Here is a 22,364-nt window from a genome sequence, read left to right as displayed (position 1 = left end):
AGCGTGAAGCTGGTCAAACGGCTGCGATGCGCAAGCATCGACAACGCAGCCGGACAGACTTGTCCGCCCCATCGGAAGCATCCCTGATCGGCACCGGTCTGCCTTTAGGGGAACCTCGCGGTGCGCGAGGTTCATGCCTACTGAGAACATGTCAAACACGGGGACCGTCCTCCTCATCGTGTGTCGGTCTCCTATGCCTCTGGCCTGGGGTTGCGCCCCCAGGCCAGAGGTGCTTGAACGTCAACGGGAGTGATTGTCAACGTCTATGTGCAGCATATACTGTCTCAACTCAGCCGCAGTGGTCAATATGCTGCACAAGTCGTGTTCGGAGAGTCACGTCCATGGCGGGCACCGAAGGAGCTGTCGAGATGGGAAGTGACCTTCGGCGCTCGATTGCCGACGAGCTGCGACGGGCTATCGAGCTCGGCGAATATCCTCCTGGTTCTACGTTGCCTCCAGCCGCGGAACTGGCGACGACATGGGACACCACCCGATGGCTGATCACGAACGTCTACAACGACCTCCAGGAGGAGGGCCTGGTACGCGTCGGCAAACGATCGGGCACAGTCGTGGTCGATCAGCGACGCGAGAATCTGCCCAGGTCGCCAATGGTCTCGCGCGACGTGTCCGGATACCTCTTCGAGTCAGCCCCCTGGAAACAACTGGGGGAACTCGAGCTCATCACAGTGCCAGTGCGCGCAACCATCGCGGACCTGCTCGACCTCAAACTCGGTGACGAGGTGCTGACCAGGGCACATGTCCTCGGATGGCCGATCGATCGCTCAGGTGGCCGGGCGACACCCGATCCGATACAGATCGTCACGAGCACTCTCCCCAATTGGATCGTCGCGCAACTCCCGACTCTGGCCGAGCCCACCACCGCACCTGGCAGCGTGCTCGATCGGATCGAGGAGTCTTTCGGCGGCCCGCTCACGTGGACCGATCTTGTCGGCGCGGAACGCGCAGATCGGGTGGAGGCTCATCGTCTGAACGTGCGGGCCGGATCCCCTGTCCTCCACGTGCACACCATCACCAGGCTGCGCGACGGCCGACCAGTCGAGGTGACGACCCGCAGTGTCAGCGGCGACCGCTTCCGGCTTGGCCCGACTCCGCTCCCCCGTGGCGAGTCCGCTGCCTGGCCACCACACGCTGCACCGTAACCCGAGGTACGAGATTCGGCGAGCTGCCACCTGCCCACTGTGAAGGCACCTCGACGGCCTACCAGCTGTGACGAAATGAAGTGCTGTCCCGGGCTCGAAGGACCAGCTGTCGAAGGAATCGGCCTCAGCAAGCCGGCCAAACGAGCCGCTGAGGTACGCAGGCAAGCAGGACAACACACCTACGAAAGGGCACATGTCGGCACGTCTAGCATCGGCTCCACCAGGGCGTCTTAACGCGTGCTTGAACGCTTAATTGCAGGTAGGGCCATCCTCACCCGCGAGATTCATCGCTTGTGACCGCTTAAGGTTGCTCGCGCGGGGGGTGGCACCGCAGTCACGTTTCGTGGCAGCAACTTTGTGCTAACGCTCCCACTCCAAGCGATGCGGTCGCGGTTCAGCCTGGAGTTCGGATAGCTTGGCAGCGGATGCTGCCGATACCGGCCATGGCCCATGAGGGTTGTCCAGTTTGAGATCGCATCGGTCAATGCCAGGGGAGGCTCGAGCGTGACATCGTACGGGTCACGGAAGGCGTCAAGTCCGCATTTTGAGGGAGGAACCGGCTGGATTGAGGCGTTGAGCGAGTACAACGCCAGGATGAGCCGCGCACTGAAGAGCTCCGCAACCGCAAGCGCCACACCTGACTCGGACGATGACGTCGTCGCTAAGCTGCACGCGTTGATGCCGCACTTGACAGCAGCCATGCTCCGGCGCCTGGCCTCGAGGTTTTCCTCTGCGCACTGACCGGACGCCGTTAGGTCGTATCGGCGCGAACGGGCAAGTTGTCGCCCTTGGTCAACGGTTCACGAAAGACCGGTCCGACGCTCGAAGGTGACCACTCGCGTGCCGCTGGCGCGATGTCTGAAGTGTCAGAGCTTCCGCGGTATCGTTGACGTGTATCAAGTAGCCGAGCTATCACGGCGGGCGGCTCTGCACTCGGCGCACGAAGAAGCTGCTTCGCTTCGGCTAGCGGCAGATCCTGTTCGATGAGGGCCGAGTACAGGTCTAATTGAGCGCTGACGTATTCACGCAGTTGAGGATCATCATCAACCAGCACAGCTCCGGAGACCTCGAAGAATGCCGCGATACCTTGGATCAGAGCCAACGGCGGGTTGGTACGGCCTTTGCGGAGTTTTGAGACATAGGCGTCGCTAACCCCCAGCGCTGCTGCGAGTTCCGTAGCTTTCCACTTACGATGGCGGCCGTCACGTCCTAGTTCGGTGGGATGCCTGACGTGCTCGAAGAGCATGTCGAGGCCCTCCACGAAGGGGTCAGACGTTTCAAGGTCTGGCTGCACGTCGCACTCCACTAGTGGCTGAGGCGGCCAAAGAACTGCGTTGAACAGGCTAGCACCGCCTAGTCAACTGTCATGCAACTTCACCTCCGACGCTCCTGCGTGCGGCCACAGGTCGCCGAACACTCGCGAGGTGTTAAGGACACGGGCGCGGCCCTCTTGCTGACGGCGCGTCCTTCCGTCGGCACCGCTGAAGACCGTGAACCTCAGGAAAAGCTCGGCTGCCGATCGGTACCAGTTGAGCGGGCCTTCAGCCAGACTGCGGCAGGGGGCCGTTTGAGGCCTTGAAGTACCCAACGCCGGCGAACACAGTCGACGGGGCATCGCGTAGTCGCCGCCAGTCCTCGAACGTCGCACCACCGGAGACTATCCGGATTGCTCCAGCCACCACCTCGCGCCTTACCGCGAGCCAAGCGAACCATCGATGACGAACGTCGACGGGCAGTTTCTTCAGCCTCTCCCGCCTGGTCACGCGCCGAGCGGCGCGATCCGCAGCAGACAGCGACCACCACCACCGTTGCTGCAGCAGAACTACATGCGCTCTCCTTCCGGTTGAACTGGAGAGCAGGCGGAGGTATCGCTTCCTGGCCTCAAGGTGAGCTCGCCACCTCGACCGCTCGGCGGCGTGCTGCTTGCGTAAGCGGTCACGGCTGGCGTCACCGCGCACGCCGCGGTAGGGGGCGTACCGCCCAGTGGGGGAATGGGCCTGCGCGGCGGCCCAATCGAGATCGACCTTCAACGCAGGCGTCGGGAGCCAAGCATCGCAGTCCTCGGCCTGACCGCCATAGCGGTGCACTTGCTGTATGAGACCAAGAGCCTTCGCGGCGTCACGCGCTCGCCGAACTGTCTTCGGATCGAGTCCTGCCTGTTCGGACCACTCACGAACCGACATAGATCCCTCGCGGGCCACGATCGCCCGCGCTAGAACTCGAAGAGCGATGCACAACGTCTTCACCCGAACGCCACCGAGCAAGCGCCCGGTGAGCGACGCGGCAGCATAAGCTACCGCGGCAAGCCGATCCGCCGTCGTCTCCACGCGCGACTCTCCGAAAAGGGCAAGCGTGACCTGCCCGCCGACCAGCGTGCCGCGAGCCTGCCCCTGCCCAGTTCGTGTACGCCGCGGCCTGGAACGTCGTGCTTCCTCCACCGCTGGCTGCCAACGTGAGCGCACCCAGTCGGCGTAGCCCAAATGTGCGGCTTGTTGAGGCGAAGCAGTACGAAAGTTTTTCCAGGCAACCGAAACGTCGACGTGTCGTTCAGCGTCAACGATGGTCACCGCAGGTGCCCAAACCCAGCGGCGCCAAGCAGCCAGGCCGATCTCCGCCGCCTTGGTTCCCGGCTGACAAGCAGCGTCCCAAGCTTGACTGAAGGTCCACCGTGCGCGGATCCGTGCGAGTGTTTCCCCAAACTCCATCTCAGATCGGCTCTGAGCATGTTCACGGGCTGCACGGCGTCTGATGGTTCGGCGTCCGCCGACACATGCCTTGTCGACGATGACCGGCTCGGTTCCCAGTGCAAGCTCAAGCTCGTCCAGGCCGGTCGTCGTCAAATTTCCTGAGACGGCGCTCGCCGGCACACCAGATCGGTGCGGTGCACAGAGTGGACGGAGTGTTGTTCTGACCGTTGCCGAAACCGAGTGGTGGTCAGCGAGCGATCGAACGACGCCTCTGAAGTCGTTTCGGAGATTGTCTGGTACGTGAACTACTAGATGTTGGTGACCCGGCCGACCCGATGCTCGCCTCATCCATGACAGGCCTAGGCGCTCGCACCACGACTCGAGTTGCCCGGCGAGCGCTTCGCCAGCTTCGGGTTCGGCTGCAGTGTCGGTCGGGTCGATATCAACTGCGAGCAGCGATTTACGGAGAGTGCCTGCGAATGTAGTCACGGTAGCGTTGCGCGCCACAGACCCGTGTGCGTCCTCAAGCGAAGTGGCGGTACCGACAGCTGTGTTGTCGTGCGCGATCAGGATGTATGGGCCAAGGAACGCAACCTTGTCGAATCTGCTGGGTCTACAAATGTCATGACCCAATGACGCCCTCCCACCTACCCGTACAGGATCATCTGTGCTCACGTCTGCCCCACGTAGTCGACGAGATGGATGACTCAAACCTCCATGGCAGGCAGGAACCTTGATCTGAGCTTCACGTCCGCCGCCGTATCCGCCGACCAGTGTGCGGGCATTCAACCAGCTTGCATGAGATCGGACGGTGAACCGGTCAGGTCCTATATCTCGACGCCCTGCACCGGCCCAGATCCCATACAACTCTCCGACACGCTCCATGTCAACCAAAAGTTGCCTCACAGTTGACTAGTGCGGAAGACGTACTATCCTTGACCAGGTAGAGTTGCCTGGTAGTTACATCGTCATGGTGCGTTGCCGGTCGCGTTTCACGGCGATCGTCTCCTATCGCCGCACAGGCAGCGCCCACGACCACTGCGGGCGAATCTGCACCTAAGGCTCGCCCGGCATCGAGCAGTCCACAACAACACGCCCATGCCTGTGCCCGCGAAATGACACGCCAGCGCCGTACTATCCGCGAAGACAAGGGAAGCCTATGACCTCCATAGCTCTCTGGCGGCCGACCGGTCTTACAGTCCACGGCAACCCAGGGCGGTCCAGAGTGGGCCGCGAATACAAGGACATTTCCGGAGGTGTCGGAGTATGACCGACAGGTCTCCGAGTGCCATCGAAACGGGTATCGCGCCGACTGCATGGCTCTCACCTCGCGAAGTCGGCGAGATCATCGGCAAGTCGAAATGGACCGTGCACGCAATGTGTCGTAATGGTGTTCTTGGATCACGTCGCGTTGGCAACCGCTGGAAGATCAGTGGCGCCCACGTCAACGAGCTGCTTACCGGAAGCGACAAGCCGTCGGTGGCAGAAGTCTGAACCGTCCCGCCGCAACGCTCGCACGCCTGATGGCTACCTTGACGAGACCGTCGCTGGCCGCACACATCGGGTCGAGGAACCGGACGGCGGTGCCCACGCATCCAGCCTTAGCAAATCGCACGCTTGCAGATCCTCGGCGATCCCACTGTTGAAGTACTAACCGACCGCGTGAGCTGTCCGTAGCCGTTGGGCGCTGGAGTGTTCGACGGTGTCTGGGTCCGCGACCGTTCTCGCCAAGCGAGGCCCCGTGAAGGTGAGCGGGATTCCTTCGCATAGACGAGAAGCTCACACCGATGCCAGCTCTTCGAGGTCACCGTTCCAGTGCAGATGAACTCGGCCAAGAGTCGGCCAATTCCTGCGTCACGACGGCGCGTGACCAGCGCCCAGGCCTTGGTGGCTAGAGTCTATAGCGCAGACGACGCCGCTCTTGTACCCGCCAAGCGGGGCAGCACAGAGCGACCGCTGCCCGCGCCGCCGATCGAGCCCCCTACATGCTCGATGTCAAGCCTTTCTTGTTCTCGAACGCCACGAGAACCAGCAGCGCACCGGCTCATAGCAGGTCGGAGAGGTCTTCGAGCAGTACGGTGTCCCGCCCAAGAGCGTTTGGCTAGGCCGTTGTCCAGTTGAGATGATCCATCACTTACCCATGCTTTTGCGGCGCTCCGCCCTACTCTGACCGACTCCGCCATGCTCCGCCCGCTTGCTCGGCTGCCTGCTACACCAGCCAAACCGCTCCGCTATGCTTCCTTACGCCCCGGGGTGGGGAAATTCATCATTTCCCCTTAACCGGTGGTGATCTCTCCCGATGAAACCTACGGGCGGAGAGGGCCCGGATCGATCCCGCGTGAGGGAAGACTCGTGGTAGTGCTGGCACCACCATGACGCCGGTCACGTCGACGGGATCGACGGCCTGCGAGCGGTGTGCCCGTTCGCCTTCTCCAGCGCGTGCGCGATTCTGAGCGCGCGCAGGTCGGCGTTACGTGCCGTGACCACCTGGATCCCGACCGGCAGCCCTTCGCCGGTGAAGCCCGCCGGGACGGCGGTCGCCGGGCATTCCGTGGCGGAGATCAGGTAGGCCGCCCGCATCCAGTGCAGGTAGTCCTCCACTTCGGACCCGCCGACCGTTTTCGGGTACTCGCCGCGGGATTCCTGCTGTGAGCGGCAGCGCGCCGGTCGCTGTGGTCACCGGCGGGGCGACCGGGCTGGGCGAGCAGATCCCGCGGCGCCTGCACAGCGGTGGCCATCGAGTGGCGATCGCCGACCTCGACGAAGCGGCCGCGAAACGCCTCGCGACCGAACTGGACCGGAGCGGGGCGCACGCCGAGAGCTATCGCGTCGACGTCGCCAACCGTCCCGACATCGAGCAGCTGCCCGCGTCGGTGCTCGGTGACTTCGGCAGCGTCGAGCCCGGCCGTTGCTGGAGCGACCTCTCCCGACGCCATGCGGCACCTCGACTCGTTCATCTCCAACGGGCATCGCGCCGTGCCGGTGATGTTGAACCGCCGGGTGGCCGCCTCGTAACTCAGTCTTTAGTGCTCGCGTCGCGAAGCCACCAGACCTCACGCCAAGGTCGACCCGTCCAGCGCGCGTTGCGAAAGCCACTTTCGCAACCTTGAAGGTTGGGAAAGTGGCTTTCGCAACCCACTTCGCGAAACCGCCAGGGCGTCAGCGACGGCGGAACCGTGCGGCCAGCGCGGCCACCGGCGACCGTCGCTCCCGCACCGGCAACCTGCCGGACGTAATGTCTTCCAGCAGCGTCGCCACGGTCTCCCGCGCACAAGTGCGGTTCGCGCCGATTCCGCCCGAGGGACCGCGTTTGATCCAGCCGACCACGTAGGCGCCGCTGAGCCCCTCGACGCGGCCGGCGGTGTTCGGGATCGTGCCGCACGTGTCGTCGAACGGAAGACCCGGCACCGGCACACCCCGATAGCCGACAGCGCGGACCACCTGACCCGCCGCGATTTCGACCGGCTCGTCCCGGCCCGTGACGCGAAGGCCCCGCACCTGGGTGTCGCCGATGATCCCGGTGGGCGCGGAGTGGAAGCGGAGGACGATCCGGCGTGCGTCCGAACCCAGCGGCGCCGTCCAGTCGACGGTCTCGCGGCCGAGTTCGCGCAACAGCGCCGCTTTGCCGACGCCGGCGTCGATCGCGGCCGTGGTGCGCGGGTCCGCGTCGTCGACGACGAGCGGAACACCGGCGCGCCCCGCCAGCGCGAGCAGCTCAGGCGAGGTGTAGGCCGCGTCCTCCGGACCGCGCCGGGCGAGCAGCACGACCTCCCGGATCTTGCTGCTGCGCAAGCGTTCCAGTGCGTGCGGGGCGATCGTGGTCCCGGCGAGGTCGTCGGGGTCGGCGGTCAGGATCCGGGCGACGTCGAGCGCGACGTTGCCGGTGCCGACCAGCACGACCCGTTCCGCGGACAGGTCCACCGCGTCCGCGGGCACGTCCGGATGGCCGTTGTACCAGGCGACGACGGTGGTCGCCGCGATGCTGCCGGGCAGTTCCTCGCCGTCCAGGCCGAGGTCACGCGCGGACGAGGCACCGACCGCGTAGACGACCGCGTCGTGGCGCTCGGCCAGTTCGGCCGCGGACACGTCGCGGCCGACCTCGGTGCCCAGGCGCATCCGCAGCCGCGGATGCTCGTGGAGGCGCGAGAACGTCTCGCCGATCCGCTTCGTGGCGGGGTGGTCCGGAGCGACGCCGTAGCGGACGAGCCCGCCCGCGACCGGCAGCCGGTCGATCAGGGTGACCCGCGCGTTGGTGTGGAGGAGCAGGTCCTCCACGGCGTACATACCGGCCGGGCCGGTGCCGACGACGGCGATGTCGGGCGGCGCGAAATCGCTCGGGATGGCCCGGTCGAACGTCGGCGGGGCCCACCGGTGGAAGTTCGGCGCCGGATCCGCCGAGGAGACGGTCTCACGGCCGGCGTAGAAGTCCGCGTTGATGTCCGCGTAGACCTTCAGCGATCCGGTCAGCAGATCCGCCGGGAAGATCGCGTCGACCGGGCAGGCGTCCGCGCAGGCTCCGCAGTCGATGCAGGAGGCCGGATCGACGTAGAGCATCTCGGTGGTCCCGAAGTCGGGCTCGTCCGGCGTCGGGTGGATGCAGTTGACCGGGCAGACCGACACACAGGTGGCGTCGTTGCAGCAGGTCTGGGTGATCGCGAAGGCCATGTCAGATCAGGTTCGCCCGCTTGTAGAACACCAGCGCGGGGCGGGTGAGCAGACCGCACGAGCCGAGGAACTCCATCAGGCCCGCACAGCTCGACCGCATCATCGCCTTGTGGTGCTCGTTGGCCTTCGCCTCGCGCAAGGCGCGCTTGGTGTCGAGCCCCGCGTTCTTGTAGACGTCGCGGTTGACCATGCTGCTGACGATGAAGTACGACGCGATCGCGATGACCAGCGCGTTGATCCGGCGGCGCACGAAACCCGCGCCCTCCAGCTGCTCCCGCGTCTCCTCACGGGCGAACTTCATGTGCCGGGACTCTTCGACCACGTGGATGTTGTTGATGGTGCGCACGAATGGGACCACGCGCTCGTCACGCATCCAGTCGCGCTGCATCACGTCGAGGACCTCTTCGGCGACGAGAATGGCCGCGTACGCCGCTTCGCCGGTCGCCGTCGCCTTGAAGATCCGGCCGAGTTCGACGGCGAGCTTGCGCGGACGGTACGGGGGCGCGCCGAGCTTCTCCGCGCCGCGGGCGAACATGATCGAGTGACGGCATTCGTCGGCGATCTCGGTGAGTGCCCACTGGAAGGCCGGGTCGGTCGGGTCCTTGGCGTAGAAATCGCGGAGCACCATCTGCTGCAGGATCATCTCGAACCAGATGCCGGTGCTCGCGACCGAAGCGGCTTCCTGGCGCGTGAGCTCCTTCTGCTGCTCCGTGCTCATCTCGGCCCAGTAGCTCGTGCCGTAGAGAGTGCTCCACTCCGGGCTGGCGCCGTGGTAGTCCTTGTCCAACGGCGTCTCCCAGTCCACCTCGGTGGCGGGGTCGTAGGACAGCATCGCGGACGAATCGAGGAGCCGCCGCGCGGTCTCGTGGCGGCCTGCCCCGGCCGTTGCCGCGGTGCGTGGCACATCGGTGCTGGTCATACGGACCTCCCTGACGACGTCGACAGAGTGCGCGGCTACCTGTTACCGCGATTCACTGTTACTCAAGGTAACATATAGCCCAGTGGCCCGCCAGACCGCCGGAGAACGGGAGATCCGCCCATGACCGCACCCCGCCGCATCGGCACCTTCGACCATGACGGACTCATCTTCGAAGTACGCGACACCGGCCCGCTCGACGGCCCGGTCGTCGTCCTGCTGCACGGCTTCCCGCAGACCGGCGCATCTTGGACGGAGACCGCCGCCCTGCTCCACCAGCGGGGATACCGCACGATCGTGCCCGACCAGCGCGGCTACTCCCCCCGCGCGCGTCCACGAGGCCGCTTCGCCTACCGGTCGAGCCGTCTCGTGGCCGACACCGTCGCGCTCATCGACACCATCGGAGCCGGGCCGGTGCACCTGGCCGGACACGACTGGGGCGCCGTCGCCGCCTGGTCGACGGCGGCACGACGGCCGGACCAGGTCAGGTCGCTGACCACCGTGTCGGTCCCGCATCCCGGAGCGTTCCTCCGCGCGATGCTCACCAGCGACCAGCTCATCCGGTCGTACTACATGTTCCTGTTCCAGCTCCCCTGGCTGCCGGAATTCGTTCTCCGGCGCCGGCCACGCGTATTCGGCCGCACGCTGACTGGCACCGGGATGACACCCGCCCAGATCGACCAGGTCCGCCGGGACATCGTCCATAGCGGAGCCCTCACCGGCGGGCTGAACTGGTACCGCGCGATACTCTTCCAGCACCCGGCCGCCCTCCGCGCCCGGGTCACCGTGCCGACCACGCACGTCTGGAGCGACGGCGACACCGCGCTGTCCCGGCGAAGTGCCGAACTCGCCGGCCAGTACGTCGACGCCGCCTACCGCCTCGAAATCCTGACCGGCGTCAGCCACTGGGTCCCCGAAGAAGCCGCGGCGACACTGGCCGCCATCATCGACCGCGCCGCCACGGACACCGCTAGTCGACCGGCGTGACCTCGGCCATCTCCGACCAGGCGTCGCCGTCGAGGTTCTGGTAGTTGATCCGCGGTTTCTCCGCGACGACGGTCGCCATGAACGGGAAGAACTCCTGAGCGTGCTGCGTGGCGACGTGCGCGTCGCCCGCGGCGCTGTCGGCGAAGACCTCGACCAGGACGAACTCGTTCTCGTCACCGGCGTTCTGGTAGTAGTCGAACGAGACGTTCCCGGGTTCGCCGCGCACCTGCTGCGTGTAGCGCTCGATACCGGCCAGCCATTCGGTGCGCTTCTCGGGACGGATCTGTGCTTTGAGGACGATGAAGATCATGGCCCGAGTATCGCAAAAGCGGGCCTTCACGCGCTCCGCTCCAAGGCCGGATGAAAGACTGTCCGGGTGATCACGCGGCTCCAGTCCTGTTGGTCCGCGATCCGGTACCTGGCGGTCGGCGCGGTCTCCTCGATGGTCGCCTGGTTCGTCCTCGTCGGCATGCTGTTCGTGCTGTTGATGTGCCCGTTCGGCGTCGGGGTCCCGGCGTTGCCGATCGCGCTCCAGCTGATCCGCCGTCCGGTCGGCTTCGAACGCCGCCGGGCCGCCCGCCTGCTGGGTGAGCCGATCCCGGAGCCGTACCGGTCCGGCAACCCCGTGACCGATCCGGCGTCGCGCCGCGACCTGGGCTGGCTCGTCTTCCACGGTGCCACCGGTTTCGTCGTCGGCATCTTCGCCATCGCCCTGCCGCTCGGCGGGCTCCGGCAGATCGTCACGGCGTTCCTCTGGCCGATGGTGCCCGGCGGGGTGGAAAGCTCGCTCGGGTTCATGGTCACGTCGTGGCCGCTGGCGGCGCTCAGCGCGATCACCGGCGTCGGCATGGTCGCGCTGATCTTCCTGTTCCCCCGTGTGGCCCGATGGCAGGCCACCGTCGCACGCAGGCTGCTCGCACCCGCACCCGGTGTGGTGCTGACCGACCGCGTCGTCGAACTGGCCGCGTCTCGTGCCGCCGCGCTGGAGGCGCACGGCGCCGAACTCCGCCGTCTCGAACGGGACCTGCACGACGGGACGCAGGCAAGGATCGCCGCGGTGGTCCTGCAACTGGGGATCGCCGATTCGTTGTTCGACAAGGACCCGCAGCGGGCGAGGGAGTTGCTCGGCAAGGCGCAGGACACCGCGACCGGCGCGCTGGCCGAACTCCGGACCGTCGTGCGCAGCATCCACCCGCCGTTGCTGACCGACCGCGGTCTCGACGGCGCCGTCACCGCGCTGGCCGATCGCTGCCCGGTCCCGTGCACCGTGGACGTGCGCGGCCGCAGCCGCCGTCCCGCCGCCGTCGAAGCGGCCGCCTACTTCGTGGTCGCGGAGATGCTGGCCAACATCACCAAACATTCCGGTGCCGAACACGCCTGGATCACCCTCGACGGTACCGCCGACACCCTGCTCATCGAGATCCGCGACGACGGCCACGGCGGCGCCGACGAAGCCGCGGGAAGCGGCCTGTCCGGGATCCGCAAACGGGCCGAGGCGTTCGACGGGACCTTGAAACTGTCCAGCCCCACGGGTGGGCCGACCGTAGTGAAAGTGGAGTTGCCATGCGGGTCGTGATCGTCGAGGACGACGCGCTGCTGCGCGAAGGCCTGGTGATGCTGCTGAACACGTCGGGCATCGACGTCGCCGCGGCGGTGGACGACGTCGACGAGTTCCTCGAACTGGTCACCAAGAACCGGCCCGACGCGGTCATCACCGACGTCCGGCTGCCGCCGACCCACACCGACGAAGGTCTCCGCGCCGCGGTCAAAGCGCGGAAAATGTATCCCGGGCTCCCCGTGCTCGTGCTGTCCGCGCACGTCGAAACCAGCTACGCGGCAGAACTCCTCGCCGACGGAAAGGGCGCCGTCGGGTATCTGCTCAAGGAGCGGGTCGGGAAGGTCGAGAAGTTCCTCGACGCGCTGGACCGGGTCGTCAAGGGCGGCACGGCCATGGACCCCGAGGTCATCACCCAGCTGATGGCGCACCGCCGGGCGACCGACCCGCTCGAAGGGCTGACCGCGCGGGAACGCGAGGTGCTCGGGCTGATGGCGGAGGGCTACAACAACACGACCATCGCCGAGCTGCTGGTGGTGAGCGACGGCGCGGTGCACAAGCACATCCGGAACATCTTCGCGAAACTCGGGCTGCCGGAGGACAGCGGGCACCGGCGGGTCTTGGCGGTGCTGGCCTACCTGGGCGGCAAGGGCTAAGACCCTCGAACGGCTGCGCTCGATCCCAAGGCGGTCCGTGAAGGCCTCCTTGAGGGACTCTGGGTCCCTCAAGGAGGCCTTCACGGACTTTCGGGGGCAGGCCCCAGCCGCTCACGAGCCTCCGAGCTCCTCCGCCAGCCCGACGACGATGCCTTCGGGACCGCGGACGTAGCAGAGGCGATAGATGTTCTCGTACCGCTCCAGCTCACCCACGAGTTCCGCGCCGTGGACACGCAGGCGGGCGATGACGTCCTCGATGTCGTCGACCGCGAACATGACGCGGCGGATGCCCAGCGTGTTCGCCGGAGCGTCCTTCGGCTCGGGCGTGATGGCCTTCGGCCGGTGGAACTTCGCCAGCTCGATCCGGCCGGGACCGTTCGGGATCCGCAGCATGGCGACGTCCTGGCGGACGTCTTCGAGCCCGACGACCCGTTCCGCCCCCGGCCAGTCGAGCGGTCCCTTGCCCTCCAGTTCCATTCCGAGTTCGACGAAGAACGCGATGACCGCGTCAAGGTCTTCGACGACGATGAGGACGTTGTCCATCCGCTGGATCGCCACGCTGGGACTCCTTCGTTCGGCGGGGTAGCGCCAGCACCACCTCGCGACGGGGGCCACTCCCCTGGTCGCCCGCCCTGTCGAACCCTAGCGTCTTCTTCATGAACGACACCGAAAAGTCCCGCGGCGCACTGGTCACCGCTTCCCTCTGGCTCGTCCTCCTCGTCAGCGCGGCCACCAACTCGATCGGCCAGTTCGCGGGGCTGGACTGGACCCTCCGCATGATCGCCGGCGCTGTCGCGGTCGTGTGCATCGTGCTGCTGATCATGCGCCATCTGGCGCGTCGGAAAGCCTGAGCCATTCGACGGCGCGCGCCGCGGCGAACCCGATGAACGCGTCCCGCTCCGGCACGCGTGACCGCGCGTCGACGGCGTCGGTGAAGACTCCGACCGCGTATCGGCCGCCATCGGGGTATTCGACCACGCCGACCTCGTTGCGCACCGACGGCAGGGTCCCGGTCTTGCCGCTGACGCGGATCCCGTCGTCCGGGAACCCGGACCGCAGCCGGTGCGGCCACACCTGGAGTTCCATCCAGCGCCGGACGTCCGCGCACGCGGACGGCGACGCGGCCTCGTCACGCCAGATCATCCCGAGCAGCCGGGTGATCTCTTCGGCCGTCGTGGCACAACTGTGCTCCGGCTGGAGCGCTCGCAACGAGGCGATCCGCTCCATCGGGAGTTCCGTCAGCAGTCTTTCGTCGTCCTCGTAGGAGATTCCGAGGTCCTCACCGATGCTGTCGAGCACTTCTCCGCAGTCCTGTGACACGGTGGTGTGTTCGAATCCGAGGCCCCGCAAGGTTTTCTCCGTCGATTCTTTTCCGACGCGGTCGAGGATCAGGTCGGTGGCGACGTTGTCGCTGATCCCGATCATCAGGATCGCGAGGTCGTACCAGGACATCGAGATCTCGTGCCGGAACGTGGCGAGGCCGTACGGGCTCGGCGTGGGGTGTCCGGGTGGGACGGTGATCCGCTCGCCCAGGTCGAGCCCGCCCTCGGCGCCCTGCTTCGCCAGTTCCAGCGCGATCGGGACCTTGAACACCGACGCCGTGACGACGGGGGCGTGCTCGTCGACGCCGATCCGCCGGGTGCCGTCGATTTCGGCCGCGTGCAGCCGGACCCGGACGCCGGCCGCCTTCGCTCGTTCGGTGATCGTTTCGATGACTTCGGACGCGGTGCGCATGGAACTCCTGTCTAGGTTGGGCTCGCCGGAAGGTGTTGCGAAAGCCACTTTCGCAACGTTGAAGGTTGCGAAAGTGGCTTTCGCAACGCCTTCGGATGGGGTCTCGCGGCTGGTCAGGACACGCTGGACTTCGCCGGAGCGAAAGAGAACTGCGCCGGGTTCTGCGGCACCCAGAACGCCATCACGGCGGTGAGGAAGGTGGTGCCGATGAGGAAACCGAACGCGGCGGTGTAGGAGAACGTGTCGGCGAGCCAGCCCATCGCCACCGGCGCCACGGCGCCCGCCACCTGGCCGCCGAAGTTCATCACGCCCATGCCGATCCCGGTGACCGCCGTGGGCAATACGCGTAGCGGCAGGCCGAAGACCGCCATCGTCGCCATGCCGAAGACCGCGAGGGCGAGTGTCTCGTAGAGCGTGAACTCCGCGGTGCTGTCCGCGTTCACCATCAACGTCAGCAGCACCACGGTCACCAGCGAGATCGAACCGAGGTACCAGCGGCCGTGATCGTGGAAGTACCGGTCGAACAGCCAGCCGCCGAGGATGGTCGTGCCGATGCTGACCAGCATCGGGATCGCGGCCAGTACCCCGGTCTGGCTCAACGACAGCCCCCTGGACTCCAGGAGATAGCTGGGCACCCAGGTGATCATCCCGTAGTTGAGCATGTTGGTGACGCAGAACAGCAGGGTGAACTTCCAGATCACCGGGGATTTCAGCACCTGTTTACGGGATACCTCAGGGGTTTTCACCACGTCGCGGGGAAGGCTGCTCAGCCTTTCGGGCAGTGCCTTCGGCAGGATCGTCCAGACGGCCACGCCGATGAGCGCACCGACCCCCGCCATCCAGAAGAACGTGTGCCGCCAGCCGACCGCCATCAGCAGCGGGCCGACGATCAGCGGGGCCAGGCCGGCGCCGATACCGCCCGCGGACAGCATCACGCCGGTCACCGTCGCGCGATTGCCGGGGGTGGTCCTTTCGGCGATGGCCTTGAACGACGCCGCCGGGAAAAGTCCTTGGCACACACCGAAAAGGCCACGGACGACGAGCAGCATGCCGAACGTGCCCGCCATCCCGGTCATCGCGGTGAACGCCGACCAGAGCAGCAGCGTGACCAGCATCGGCCCCCGCGAGCCGTACCGGTCGGCGAGGAAACCCGCCGGGATCTGGCAGATCATGTACACCAGCGCGAACACGGTGACGAGCCAGCCCTGTTCGGTCTTGCTGAGCTCGAATTCGGCGCCGATCATCGGCAGCGCCATCCCGATCGAGAACCGGTCGATGTAGTCGACCGCCCACGCGCACACCATCACCACCATGGTGATGAGCGCGGTCCGGTTGATCCGCCGTGCTGTCCAGGTGTCCTCGTTGACCACTGCCGTCATGGCGCCTCCGCGGGATCTTCGGAAGAGAAGGGAGAACGGCGCGAGCGTGGCGCCGATCACTCATTCTGAAACGCGGTCGCCGAGCGGAGTTCGTGCGATCACACGAATATCGGCCGTCGTTTCGGGCCGGGAGGCCGAAAGATCAGTCTTCGGCGCCCGGCGGCCCGGTCCGCGCGTCACGGGGCAGCAGCCGCAATTGCAGCATCGCGGCGAACCGCTCCCCCGCGTCGTCGAGGTCGATGGCGCCGACTTCGGCCAACCGCCGCAGCCGATAGCGGAAGGTGTTCGGATGGACGTAGGCCGACGCGGACGCGGCTCCGATGTCACCGAAGGCGTCGAGCCAGCATCGGAGGGTGTGCACCAGTTGTGACTGGTGCTGAGCGTCGTAGGTGAGCAACCGCGCGACCGGTCCGGTCGCGACGTCTCCCCTGGCCGCTGCGAGGTCGGCCAGCTCCAGCATGAGCGCGTCGACATGGACGTCTTCGGCGGTCGCGACGCGTTTGGCGCCGCCGTTGGTGAGCAGCACGCGCAACGCCCGATCCGCACCGTCGCGGGAGGCGTGGAGACCGGACGCGTCGAGCGCGAGCGGTCCGATGCCGATCGCGGCCGCCGCACGACGTCCCGTGCGCTCCAGGAAGGTCGACGCGACCCGCACCGAACGCTCCTGGCAGTCGGCCTGCCCGCCGGGCATCGGGAGGATGCCGTAGGCGACGTCGCCGACCAGCGCGACGGCCGACCGAGGCTGGACGGCGCTCAGGTGCATCGCCAGCGCGTCGGCGACCCGCTGGCGGTCCGCGACCAGCCGGAGATCGTCCTCGGGGTCGGGCGCGCCGAGCAGTCCCATGGCGAGCACGATCGACGGCTGGCCGAGCAACCCTAGCCGGGCGATCGCCTCTGGGGCACTGGCCCCGCCTTCGAGCGCCGTGCTCACCAGATCCGCGCGCAACCGCCGTTCGACGTCGGCGCCCGCGCGCAACCGGAGCAGGTGCAGCGCGACGAGTTTGGCGGCGTCGATCAACGCCTGGGTGCGCTCCGCGCTGAGCGGTTCCCGGACCGCCGCCCAGATCGATCCGAGCACCTCGTCGCCGGCGCGGACGGCGAGCGCCACGCGGGGCAGCGCGATGGCGTTGTCGTCGTACCGCTGCGGATCGACGTACACGGGCGCCTGGTCCCGGTACAGCTTCTCGAAGACGCCGTCCTGTTCGAGGCCGCGGGCGAACCGCTCGGGCACCTGACGGCCGAGGATGGTCTCGACCCGGGAGGGGTCCGCTTCGTCTTGGCGTCCGGAGAACGCGAGGATCCGGTTGTTGCGATCCTCGATGGTCACCGGCGCGTCGATGAGCGCGGCGATCGCGTTGGCCAGTGCGAACAGATCACCCGAAGGCATGCCACCGAGGGTCTGCGGCGAGACCTCACCGACGTCCTCTTCGGCGAGCAACGTCCTGAGCATGGCGGCGAGCTGCGTCCAGGACGCGCCGCGCGCGAGTCCCAGCAGGGCGACCCCGGATGACTCCGCGGCACGCCGGAGTTCCGGCGCCGGGGTGACGGGAGACCGGACGACGAGCGCCGCCGCGCCTCGCGCACCCACGTCGTGCAAGAGGCGGACGACCTCGTCCTGGTCCCGCACCCCGACGCCGAGCACGACGGCTCCGCCAGGGATGTCGGATTCGTCGTGCGGATCGTGGATGACCACCCCGCCGAGCTGCTTGCGGGTGGTCCGGCCGACCGCGACCGGTTCCAGGAGCACGTCCCCGAGGTCTTCGAGGACGCGCCCCAAACTCGTATGCGGCTTGCTGGGCACCGGTGTCAGCACCCCCCGAAGTTAAACCCGGCCTCGCCGAACCGACCGGTTCGATCCGACCAAATCTAACCTCGGATTTCGTAGCACGCTACGAACCGATCCACGCTTTCTCCGTGGTGACCTCGTCCAACAGGGCGGGAATCGGAGTCACGCCGAGTCCCGGTCCGGTCGGTACCGGCAACTGCCCGCCGTCCAGCACGAACGGCTCGGTGATGTCGGTGCGATAGAACCGGCCGGACGCCGAGGTGTCGCCCGGCAGTGTGAAGCCGGGCAGCGAGGCCAGTGCGACGTTGGCCGCCCGGCCGAGCCCGGTCTCGATCATCCCGCCACACCACACCGGGATCCCGTGCGCCGCGCAGACGTCGTGCACCCGGCGGGCTTCGAGGTACCCGCCGACCCGGCCCGGTTTGATGTTGACGATCTGGCAGGCGCCGAGCTTGATCGCGTCCGCGGCGGCCTTGGCCGAGACGATCGACTCGTCGAGGCAGATCGGCGTCCGGATCCGCTTGGCCAGTTCGGCGTGGCCGAGCACGTCCTCCTCTTCGAGCGGCTGCTCGATCAGCAGCAGGTCGAACGGGTCGAGCCGGGACAGCAGTGGCGCGTCGCCCAGCGTGTACGCGGTGTTCGCGTCGACCTGCAGCAGCACGTCGTCACCGAAGCGCTCACGCACCTGGCGGACCGGCTCGACGTCCCAGCCGGGCTCGATCTTCAGCTTGATCCGGACGTAGCCCTCGTCGAGGTAGCCGCCGACGACGTCGAGCAGATGCGGGATCGAGTCCATGATCCCGACCGAGACCCCGCAGGCCACGGAGTCGCGGGTGGACCCCAGCTCGGCCGCGAAGGACCGGTCGTGCGCGCGGAGTTCGGCGTCGAGGACCGCCATTTCCAGCGCGCCCTTCGCCATCCGGTGCCCCTTGAACTTCGCCAGCAACGGCGTCACCTTGTGCGCGGTCACGTCCTCGGCCGCCAGCAGGGCGGGGATCAGATGGTTCCGCAGCATGTGCTCGGCGGCGTCGTTGTACTCCGACGAGTAGAGCGGCGCCTCCATCGCGACGCATTCGCCCCAACCCTCGCCCGCCGGGGTCACCGCGCGGACCAGCAGCAGTTCCCGCTCGGACTGCGTTCCGAACGACGTCCGGAACGGGGCCACGAGCGGCATCCGGACCCGGCGCAGTTCCACACCACTGAGTTTCACGACTGCTCCTTGGAGATCACGTACCAGCCGGCACGATCGAAACCGGCGACGTGGGCGTTGTCCGCCAGCAGTCCGCCGAGGACTTCGCGCAGCGCGACGCGCCACGCGTTGCCGCGACCGGGATCGGTGCGGCGCAACCGTTCGATGTCGGACGGGACGGCGACGAGGACGGTCGGCCCGTCGGTGGATCCGATGCTCGGACCACCGTCGGGGCCGACCGAGAGCGCCTTCGTGCCGCCCACGCCCTCCGCGTCGATCAGGACGGGTTCACCGAAGGCGGCGGCGCGGACCTGCGGGCTCCGAAGATCCCAGCCGACCATCAGCCGGTCGGTGTCACCCGATCCGTTGATGTCGTCCTCCATCGGACCGTAGAAGTCGCGCAGATAGCCGATCGGGCGCGCGCCGAGTTTGCCGAGGTTGAAGTAGGCGTTGCGCCGCACCAGCGGATCGAACGTCCAGGTGATCACCGAGACGTCCTGCAGCAGCGCCCACCCGCGCTGGTGCAGTTTGAGCGCGTGCCCGATCCCGCGGCCCGCTCCCGCCTTGGCGACACCGGCGATATGGCTGTGCAGACTCGCCTTTCCGGGCTTCCCGAAGAAACCGAAACAGGCACCCAGCAGGTCACCGTTCGCGAAAGCGCCCGCGACGTAGTTGCCGGCCGTGGACATCGCGCGGAGCAGTTCCGTGCTCACCGGCCTGCCGCCCGGCCCGGACCGCCAGATCGACTCGAACAGGTCGACCACGGCGGCCAGATCGGCGATCTCGGTCAGCTCGCGGATTTCGACGCCCGAAGCCACGGCCGCGGCCCGCGCGGCGGCGACAGCCTCGTCACGCACCACCGCCGTCGCCGGGCTGTCCGCGTTCGTAGCAAGATTTGTCACGGGCCAATCCTTTCCCGGCACTTCGGCCGAGTCACCGTCGTGCCGTACCAGATTCGCCCGCGGGATTCGTCGCACCGGACGGACCCCGCTTCGCGAGTACGTTCTCCACGAGCGCGGCCAGCAAAGCGGTACGGCGCGGCAGCTCCGCGACGATGACGTGCTCGTGATCCGCGTGTGCCCCACCACCGACGGCGCCAAGGCCGTCCAGTGTCGGAATGCCCATCCCGGCGGTGTAGTTGCCGTCCGAGGCACCGCCGACCGACGCCGACGTCAGCTCCTCAAGCCCGAGTTCCTCCGCCAGTTCGCCGGCCAAGGCGAACAGTCCCGTCGACGAACCCTCTTCGAGTGGCGGCCGGTTGATCCCGCCGGTCACGCGGACCTCGGCGCCGTCCAGGACCGGGCGGAGTTCCCGGATGGCACGGTCGACACGGAGTTGCTCGGCCTCGTCCCAGACGCGGACGTCGACGGCCACACTCGCCGCGGCCGGGACGGTGTTGACCGTCGTTCCGGCCGAGACGACGGTGGGCGTCACGCTGGTCCCGGCACCGGGATCGGCGAGCGCGGCCACCGCGAGGATCTGGTGGGAGATCTCGATTCCGGCGTTGATGCCCTTTTCCGGTTCGAGCCCGGCGTGCGCGGCGCGGCCGGTCACCTCAACCCGGTAGTGGGAAACGCCTTTGCGCCGGCATTTCAGCGCGCCGCCGTCGGCCGAAGCCTCCAGCACGAACGCGGCGTCACACCCCGCCGCGGTCTCCTCGATCAGCGCGCGGGAGGACGGTGAGCCGATCTCCTCGTCCCCGGTGACCAGAATGGACAGTCCGCCGCGATCGGGCACGGACGCGGCGGCGTGCAACGCCATCACGACCCCCGCCTTCATGTCGAAGCAACCGGGTCCGCGCAGCACTCCGTCCCGCACGGAGAACGGATGGGTCTCCAGTGAACCGTGCGGCCACACCGTGTCGTGGTGCCCGAGCAGCAGGACACGAGGCGGGCCGGCGCCGAAGTTCCAGCGGAGATGGGTGACGCCGTCGACGACGATCTTCTCCGGATCCACGCCGAGCAGCCTCCGGCCGACTCCGGCCACCACGTCGGCGCTGCGGGCCACCGCTTCGTGATCCGACGACGGCGACTCGCAGCACACCAGCGTCTCGATGTCGGCGAGCAGATCGCTCATCGCGGCTCACCCCGCAGCGGCTTGCCGGGGAAGGCGTCCGTGCGCAGATTCCCGTCGATCACGACGGGGACACCCGAAACGAACAGATGCCGGACACCGACGGAGGGCCGCGTCGAGTCGAAATAGGTCGCAGCGTCGGTGATGGCGTGCGGGTCGATCACGACGATGTCCGCGTCGGCACCGACGTTCAGCCGTCCCTTGGCCAGCGCCCCGGGCGCGACCTCGTCGAGCACCCGCGCCGGCAGGTAGGAGCAGCGCCGGAACGCCTCGAGCCAGGTCCAGGCCTTGCTCTCACGCACCATCAGTCGCAACGTCTTGGCATAGGTCCCGGCCGTGCGCGGATGGGTCGCGCCGCCGGGCGGCAGCGGCCATTCGGTGCTCTCGCTGGTGCCGTTCTTCCAGTACACGGGCAGCGCGTCGCTGGCGACGATGGCGTCCGGGAACGCGAGCGCCTGGCGCAGCAGACCGAGGTCGTGCGGACTGCTTTCGTCGAGGAACTCCAGGATGCAGGGCGCGCCGGGATCCTCCGCGCGCACCTGGAGCAGACGGCCTTCGTCGGCGATGCGCTCCCCCGACTCCAGCATGATCACGCTGGACGGGGACAACCCCTTCATCTTCAACCTTTCGGGCGAGAGGAAGGCGGCGCCGATCCCCGTGCTGCCCGCCCCGTACGGATAGGCCTCGACGGTCACCCGCGACCCGGCCGCGCGTCCCGCTTCGAGCGCCGCGAGCACGCGCTCGATCTGGTGGCCGGACGTGCTGTTCACGTGACAGTGGTGCATCGCGGCGCCGGTCTCGGCCGCGACGATCGCGATCTCGGCCGAACCGTCGATCGGTGTCTCCGGGTTCACCTCGACCAGTTCACGGACATGGGTGTAGGTCGGCGCCCCGGCCTCCTTGGCCAGCCGGGCCAGCGCGAGGAACTCGCCGGGCTCAGTGTCGGGCGCGTAGCCGAGCAGCACGCCGACGCCGAGCGCTCCCGCGGCCAGCTCACCGTCCACAAGGGACAGCCAGGCCGCCAGCTCCTTCGGTGACGAAGACTTTTGCCAGGCCGGGTTCCCGAGTACCGCCAGCCCGCTGTCGATATTCGCGTCGGGCTCGATCCCGGCGAGCACCTGTGCCCGCGCGGCACCCCAGGATGCGGAAAAGCCGTAGTGCAGTGGACGTCCCGCGGCGGCCGCCTCGGCGTAGGCCCGCTCGATCGGCATCAACCCGGCCTCGAGGTCGAGCGCGGTCGTCACGCCGTCCATCGCCTGCAGCCGCTGGCCCGCGATGGTGTGCACGTGGCTGTGCAGGTCGATGAAGCCCGGCCCGACGACGAGCCCGGACACGTCGATCTCCACGTCGCCCGGCTCCGCGGTCAAACCCGCCCCGACGGCGGTGACCACCCCGCCGGATACCAGCACGTCGGCCGTGCCGTCGAACCCCGTCGCCGGATCGATGACACGACCGCCGCGCAAAAGTGTCCGCATGCTTCGCCTCCTAGGATCGCCTCGTTCATGGCGACCCTAGGAGGTTTCGGCGGGCGTCCGTTCGTACCGCGCGACGAATCCGGACCCCTCGGTCCATCCGCC

At 67.4% G+C, this 22,364-nt stretch carries 19 protein-coding genes and 1 pseudogene; 7 read left to right on the top strand and 13 right to left on the bottom strand.

All coding sequences use genetic code 11. The annotated features are described in order from the left end of the window. The first annotated feature begins 341 nt into the window (after positions 1-341). Entirely contained in the window at positions 342-1,160 is an 819-nt protein-coding gene (locus ACLJQ7_RS00980) for a GntR family transcriptional regulator (RefSeq protein WP_410646175.1), read from the top strand. A 751-nt stretch (positions 1,161-1,911) separates the two neighbouring features. Here ACLJQ7_RS00980 and ACLJQ7_RS00975 read toward each other — a convergent pair. Continuing rightward, positions 1,912-2,454 (bottom strand): helix-turn-helix domain-containing protein, encoded by a 543-nt coding sequence (locus ACLJQ7_RS00975; protein ID WP_410646174.1) that lies wholly within the window; start codon positions 2,452-2,454, stop codon positions 1,912-1,914. Between the two features lie 2,659 nt (positions 2,455-5,113). Here ACLJQ7_RS00975 and ACLJQ7_RS00970 point away from each other — a divergent pair. Further along, on the top strand, positions 5,114-5,341 hold the full coding sequence (locus ACLJQ7_RS00970) for a helix-turn-helix domain-containing protein (protein ID WP_410646173.1): 228 nt from the start codon (positions 5,114-5,116) through the stop codon (positions 5,339-5,341). Between the two features lie 888 nt (positions 5,342-6,229). Here the strand turns inward: ACLJQ7_RS00970 and ACLJQ7_RS00965 are convergent. Next, positions 6,230-6,451, bottom strand: a pseudogene (locus ACLJQ7_RS00965) (amidase); the annotation flags it as partial. A gap of 44 nt (positions 6,452-6,495) precedes the next feature. Between ACLJQ7_RS00965 and ACLJQ7_RS00960 the strand changes: the two are divergent. After that, positions 6,496-6,957 (top strand): SDR family NAD(P)-dependent oxidoreductase, encoded by a 462-nt coding sequence (locus ACLJQ7_RS00960; protein WP_410646172.1) that lies wholly within the window; start codon positions 6,496-6,498, stop codon positions 6,955-6,957. 49 nt (positions 6,958-7,006) lie between these two features. Here the strand turns inward: ACLJQ7_RS00960 and ACLJQ7_RS00955 are convergent, their stop codons facing one another. Further along, positions 7,007-8,512 (bottom strand): FAD-dependent oxidoreductase, encoded by a 1,506-nt coding sequence (locus ACLJQ7_RS00955; protein WP_410646171.1) that lies wholly within the window; start codon positions 8,510-8,512, stop codon positions 7,007-7,009. A gap of 1 nt (position 8,513) precedes the next feature. Beyond that, positions 8,514-9,431, bottom strand: coding sequence for an AurF N-oxygenase family protein (locus ACLJQ7_RS00950; protein ID WP_410646170.1), 918 nt, complete (start codon positions 9,429-9,431; stop codon positions 8,514-8,516). A gap of 120 nt (positions 9,432-9,551) precedes the next feature. Here ACLJQ7_RS00950 and ACLJQ7_RS00945 point away from each other — a divergent pair, with 120 nt between their 5' ends. After that, positions 9,552-10,415, top strand: a complete 864-nt coding sequence (locus ACLJQ7_RS00945) for an alpha/beta fold hydrolase (RefSeq protein WP_410646169.1) — start codon at positions 9,552-9,554, stop codon at positions 10,413-10,415. On the opposite strand, the gene ACLJQ7_RS00940 is transcribed toward ACLJQ7_RS00945, so the two are convergent. Beyond that, the gene (locus ACLJQ7_RS00940) at positions 10,399-10,725 is read right to left on the bottom strand and encodes a putative quinol monooxygenase (RefSeq protein ID WP_410646168.1); all 327 of its coding nucleotides are present in this window, start codon (positions 10,723-10,725) and stop codon (positions 10,399-10,401) included. The genes ACLJQ7_RS00945 and ACLJQ7_RS00940 overlap by 17 nt on opposite strands. A gap of 66 nt (positions 10,726-10,791) precedes the next feature. Here ACLJQ7_RS00940 and ACLJQ7_RS00935 point away from each other — a divergent pair, with 66 nt between their 5' ends. Next, positions 10,792-11,991 (top strand): sensor histidine kinase, encoded by a 1,200-nt coding sequence (locus tag ACLJQ7_RS00935; protein WP_410646167.1) that lies wholly within the window; start codon positions 10,792-10,794, stop codon positions 11,989-11,991. Further along, positions 11,979-12,626: a response regulator gene (locus tag ACLJQ7_RS00930; protein ID WP_410646165.1), complete on the top strand. Its 648-nt coding sequence runs from the start codon at positions 11,979-11,981 to the stop codon at positions 12,624-12,626. Before ACLJQ7_RS00935 ends, ACLJQ7_RS00930 begins: the two co-directional genes overlap by 13 nt. A gap of 111 nt (positions 12,627-12,737) precedes the next feature. On the opposite strand, the gene ACLJQ7_RS00925 is transcribed toward ACLJQ7_RS00930, so the two are convergent. Further along, complete coding sequence (locus ACLJQ7_RS00925; RefSeq protein ID WP_410646164.1) at positions 12,738-13,184, bottom strand: VOC family protein; 447 nt, start codon at positions 13,182-13,184, stop codon at positions 12,738-12,740. 98 nt (positions 13,185-13,282) lie between these two features. On the opposite strand from ACLJQ7_RS00925, the gene ACLJQ7_RS00920 reads away from it, so the two are divergent. Beyond that, complete coding sequence (locus ACLJQ7_RS00920) at positions 13,283-13,477, top strand: hypothetical protein (protein WP_410646163.1); 195 nt, start codon at positions 13,283-13,285, stop codon at positions 13,475-13,477. Here ACLJQ7_RS00920 and ACLJQ7_RS00915 read toward each other — a convergent pair. The 7 genes from ACLJQ7_RS00915 to ACLJQ7_RS00885 form a co-directional block, all read right to left on the bottom strand. Next, on the bottom strand, positions 13,446-14,360 hold the full coding sequence (locus ACLJQ7_RS00915) for a serine hydrolase (RefSeq protein ID WP_410646162.1): 915 nt from the start codon (positions 14,358-14,360) through the stop codon (positions 13,446-13,448). The genes ACLJQ7_RS00920 and ACLJQ7_RS00915 overlap by 32 nt on opposite strands. A gap of 113 nt (positions 14,361-14,473) precedes the next feature. Further along, entirely contained in the window at positions 14,474-15,739 is a 1,266-nt protein-coding gene (locus ACLJQ7_RS00910; RefSeq protein WP_410646161.1) for an MFS transporter, read from the bottom strand. A gap of 142 nt (positions 15,740-15,881) precedes the next feature. Further along, entirely contained in the window at positions 15,882-17,552 is a 1,671-nt protein-coding gene (locus ACLJQ7_RS00905; RefSeq protein WP_410646160.1) for a PucR family transcriptional regulator, read from the bottom strand. 76 nt (positions 17,553-17,628) lie between these two features. Then, the gene (menC, locus tag ACLJQ7_RS00900) at positions 17,629-18,735 is read right to left on the bottom strand and encodes an o-succinylbenzoate synthase (protein WP_410646159.1); all 1,107 of its coding nucleotides are present in this window, start codon (positions 18,733-18,735) and stop codon (positions 17,629-17,631) included. Beyond that, positions 18,732-19,616, bottom strand: a complete 885-nt coding sequence (locus tag ACLJQ7_RS00895) for a GNAT family N-acetyltransferase (RefSeq protein WP_410646158.1) — start codon at positions 19,614-19,616, stop codon at positions 18,732-18,734. Before ACLJQ7_RS00895 ends, menC begins: the two co-directional genes overlap by 4 nt. A 31-nt stretch (positions 19,617-19,647) precedes the next feature. Continuing rightward, positions 19,648-20,790 carry a M20 family metallopeptidase gene (locus tag ACLJQ7_RS00890; protein ID WP_410646157.1) on the bottom strand — a complete coding sequence of 381 codons (1,143 nt, stop codon included), beginning with the start codon at positions 20,788-20,790 and terminating at the stop codon, positions 19,648-19,650. Continuing rightward, entirely contained in the window at positions 20,787-22,262 is a 1,476-nt protein-coding gene (locus ACLJQ7_RS00885; RefSeq protein WP_410646156.1) for an amidohydrolase family protein, read from the bottom strand. Before ACLJQ7_RS00885 ends, ACLJQ7_RS00890 begins: the two co-directional genes overlap by 4 nt. Between the last annotated feature and the right edge of the window lie 102 nt (positions 22,263-22,364).

It is taken from the genome of Amycolatopsis sp. cmx-4-54, assembly GCF_046548895.1.
Classification (GTDB): domain Bacteria; phylum Actinomycetota; class Actinomycetes; order Mycobacteriales; family Pseudonocardiaceae; genus Amycolatopsis.
Note: the sequence above shows the minus strand (reverse complement) of the source record. Positions and strands in the feature narration are given on the sequence as shown.

What these genes read in the sequence shown, in the direction of transcription:
- ACLJQ7_RS00980 (WP_410646175.1), top strand. Translation starts at nt 342, where the DNA reads ATGGCGGGCACCGAAGGAGCTGTCGAGATGGGAAGTGACCTTCGGCGC.
- ACLJQ7_RS00970 (WP_410646173.1), top strand. Translation starts at nt 5,114, where the DNA reads ATGACCGACAGGTCTCCGAGTGCCATCGAAACGGGTATCGCGCCGACT.
- ACLJQ7_RS00955 (WP_410646171.1), bottom strand. Translation starts at nt 8,512, where the DNA reads ATGGCCTTCGCGATCACCCAGACCTGCTGCAACGACGCCACCTGTGTG.
- ACLJQ7_RS00950 (WP_410646170.1), bottom strand. Translation starts at nt 9,431, where the DNA reads ATGACCAGCACCGATGTGCCACGCACCGCGGCAACGGCCGGGGCAGGC.
- ACLJQ7_RS00945 (WP_410646169.1), top strand. Translation starts at nt 9,552, where the DNA reads ATGACCGCACCCCGCCGCATCGGCACCTTCGACCATGACGGACTCATC.
- ACLJQ7_RS00940 (WP_410646168.1), bottom strand. Translation starts at nt 10,725, where the DNA reads ATGATCTTCATCGTCCTCAAAGCACAGATCCGTCCCGAGAAGCGCACC.
- ACLJQ7_RS00930 (WP_410646165.1), top strand. Translation starts at nt 11,979, where the DNA reads ATGCGGGTCGTGATCGTCGAGGACGACGCGCTGCTGCGCGAAGGCCTG.
- ACLJQ7_RS00920 (WP_410646163.1), top strand. Translation starts at nt 13,283, where the DNA reads ATGAACGACACCGAAAAGTCCCGCGGCGCACTGGTCACCGCTTCCCTC.
- ACLJQ7_RS00915 (WP_410646162.1), bottom strand. Translation starts at nt 14,360, where the DNA reads ATGCGCACCGCGTCCGAAGTCATCGAAACGATCACCGAACGAGCGAAG.
- ACLJQ7_RS00910 (WP_410646161.1), bottom strand. Translation starts at nt 15,739, where the DNA reads ATGACGGCAGTGGTCAACGAGGACACCTGGACAGCACGGCGGATCAAC.
- ACLJQ7_RS00890 (WP_410646157.1), bottom strand. Translation starts at nt 20,790, where the DNA reads ATGAGCGATCTGCTCGCCGACATCGAGACGCTGGTGTGCTGCGAGTCG.
- ACLJQ7_RS00885 (WP_410646156.1), bottom strand. Translation starts at nt 22,262, where the DNA reads ATGCGGACACTTTTGCGCGGCGGTCGTGTCATCGATCCGGCGACGGGG.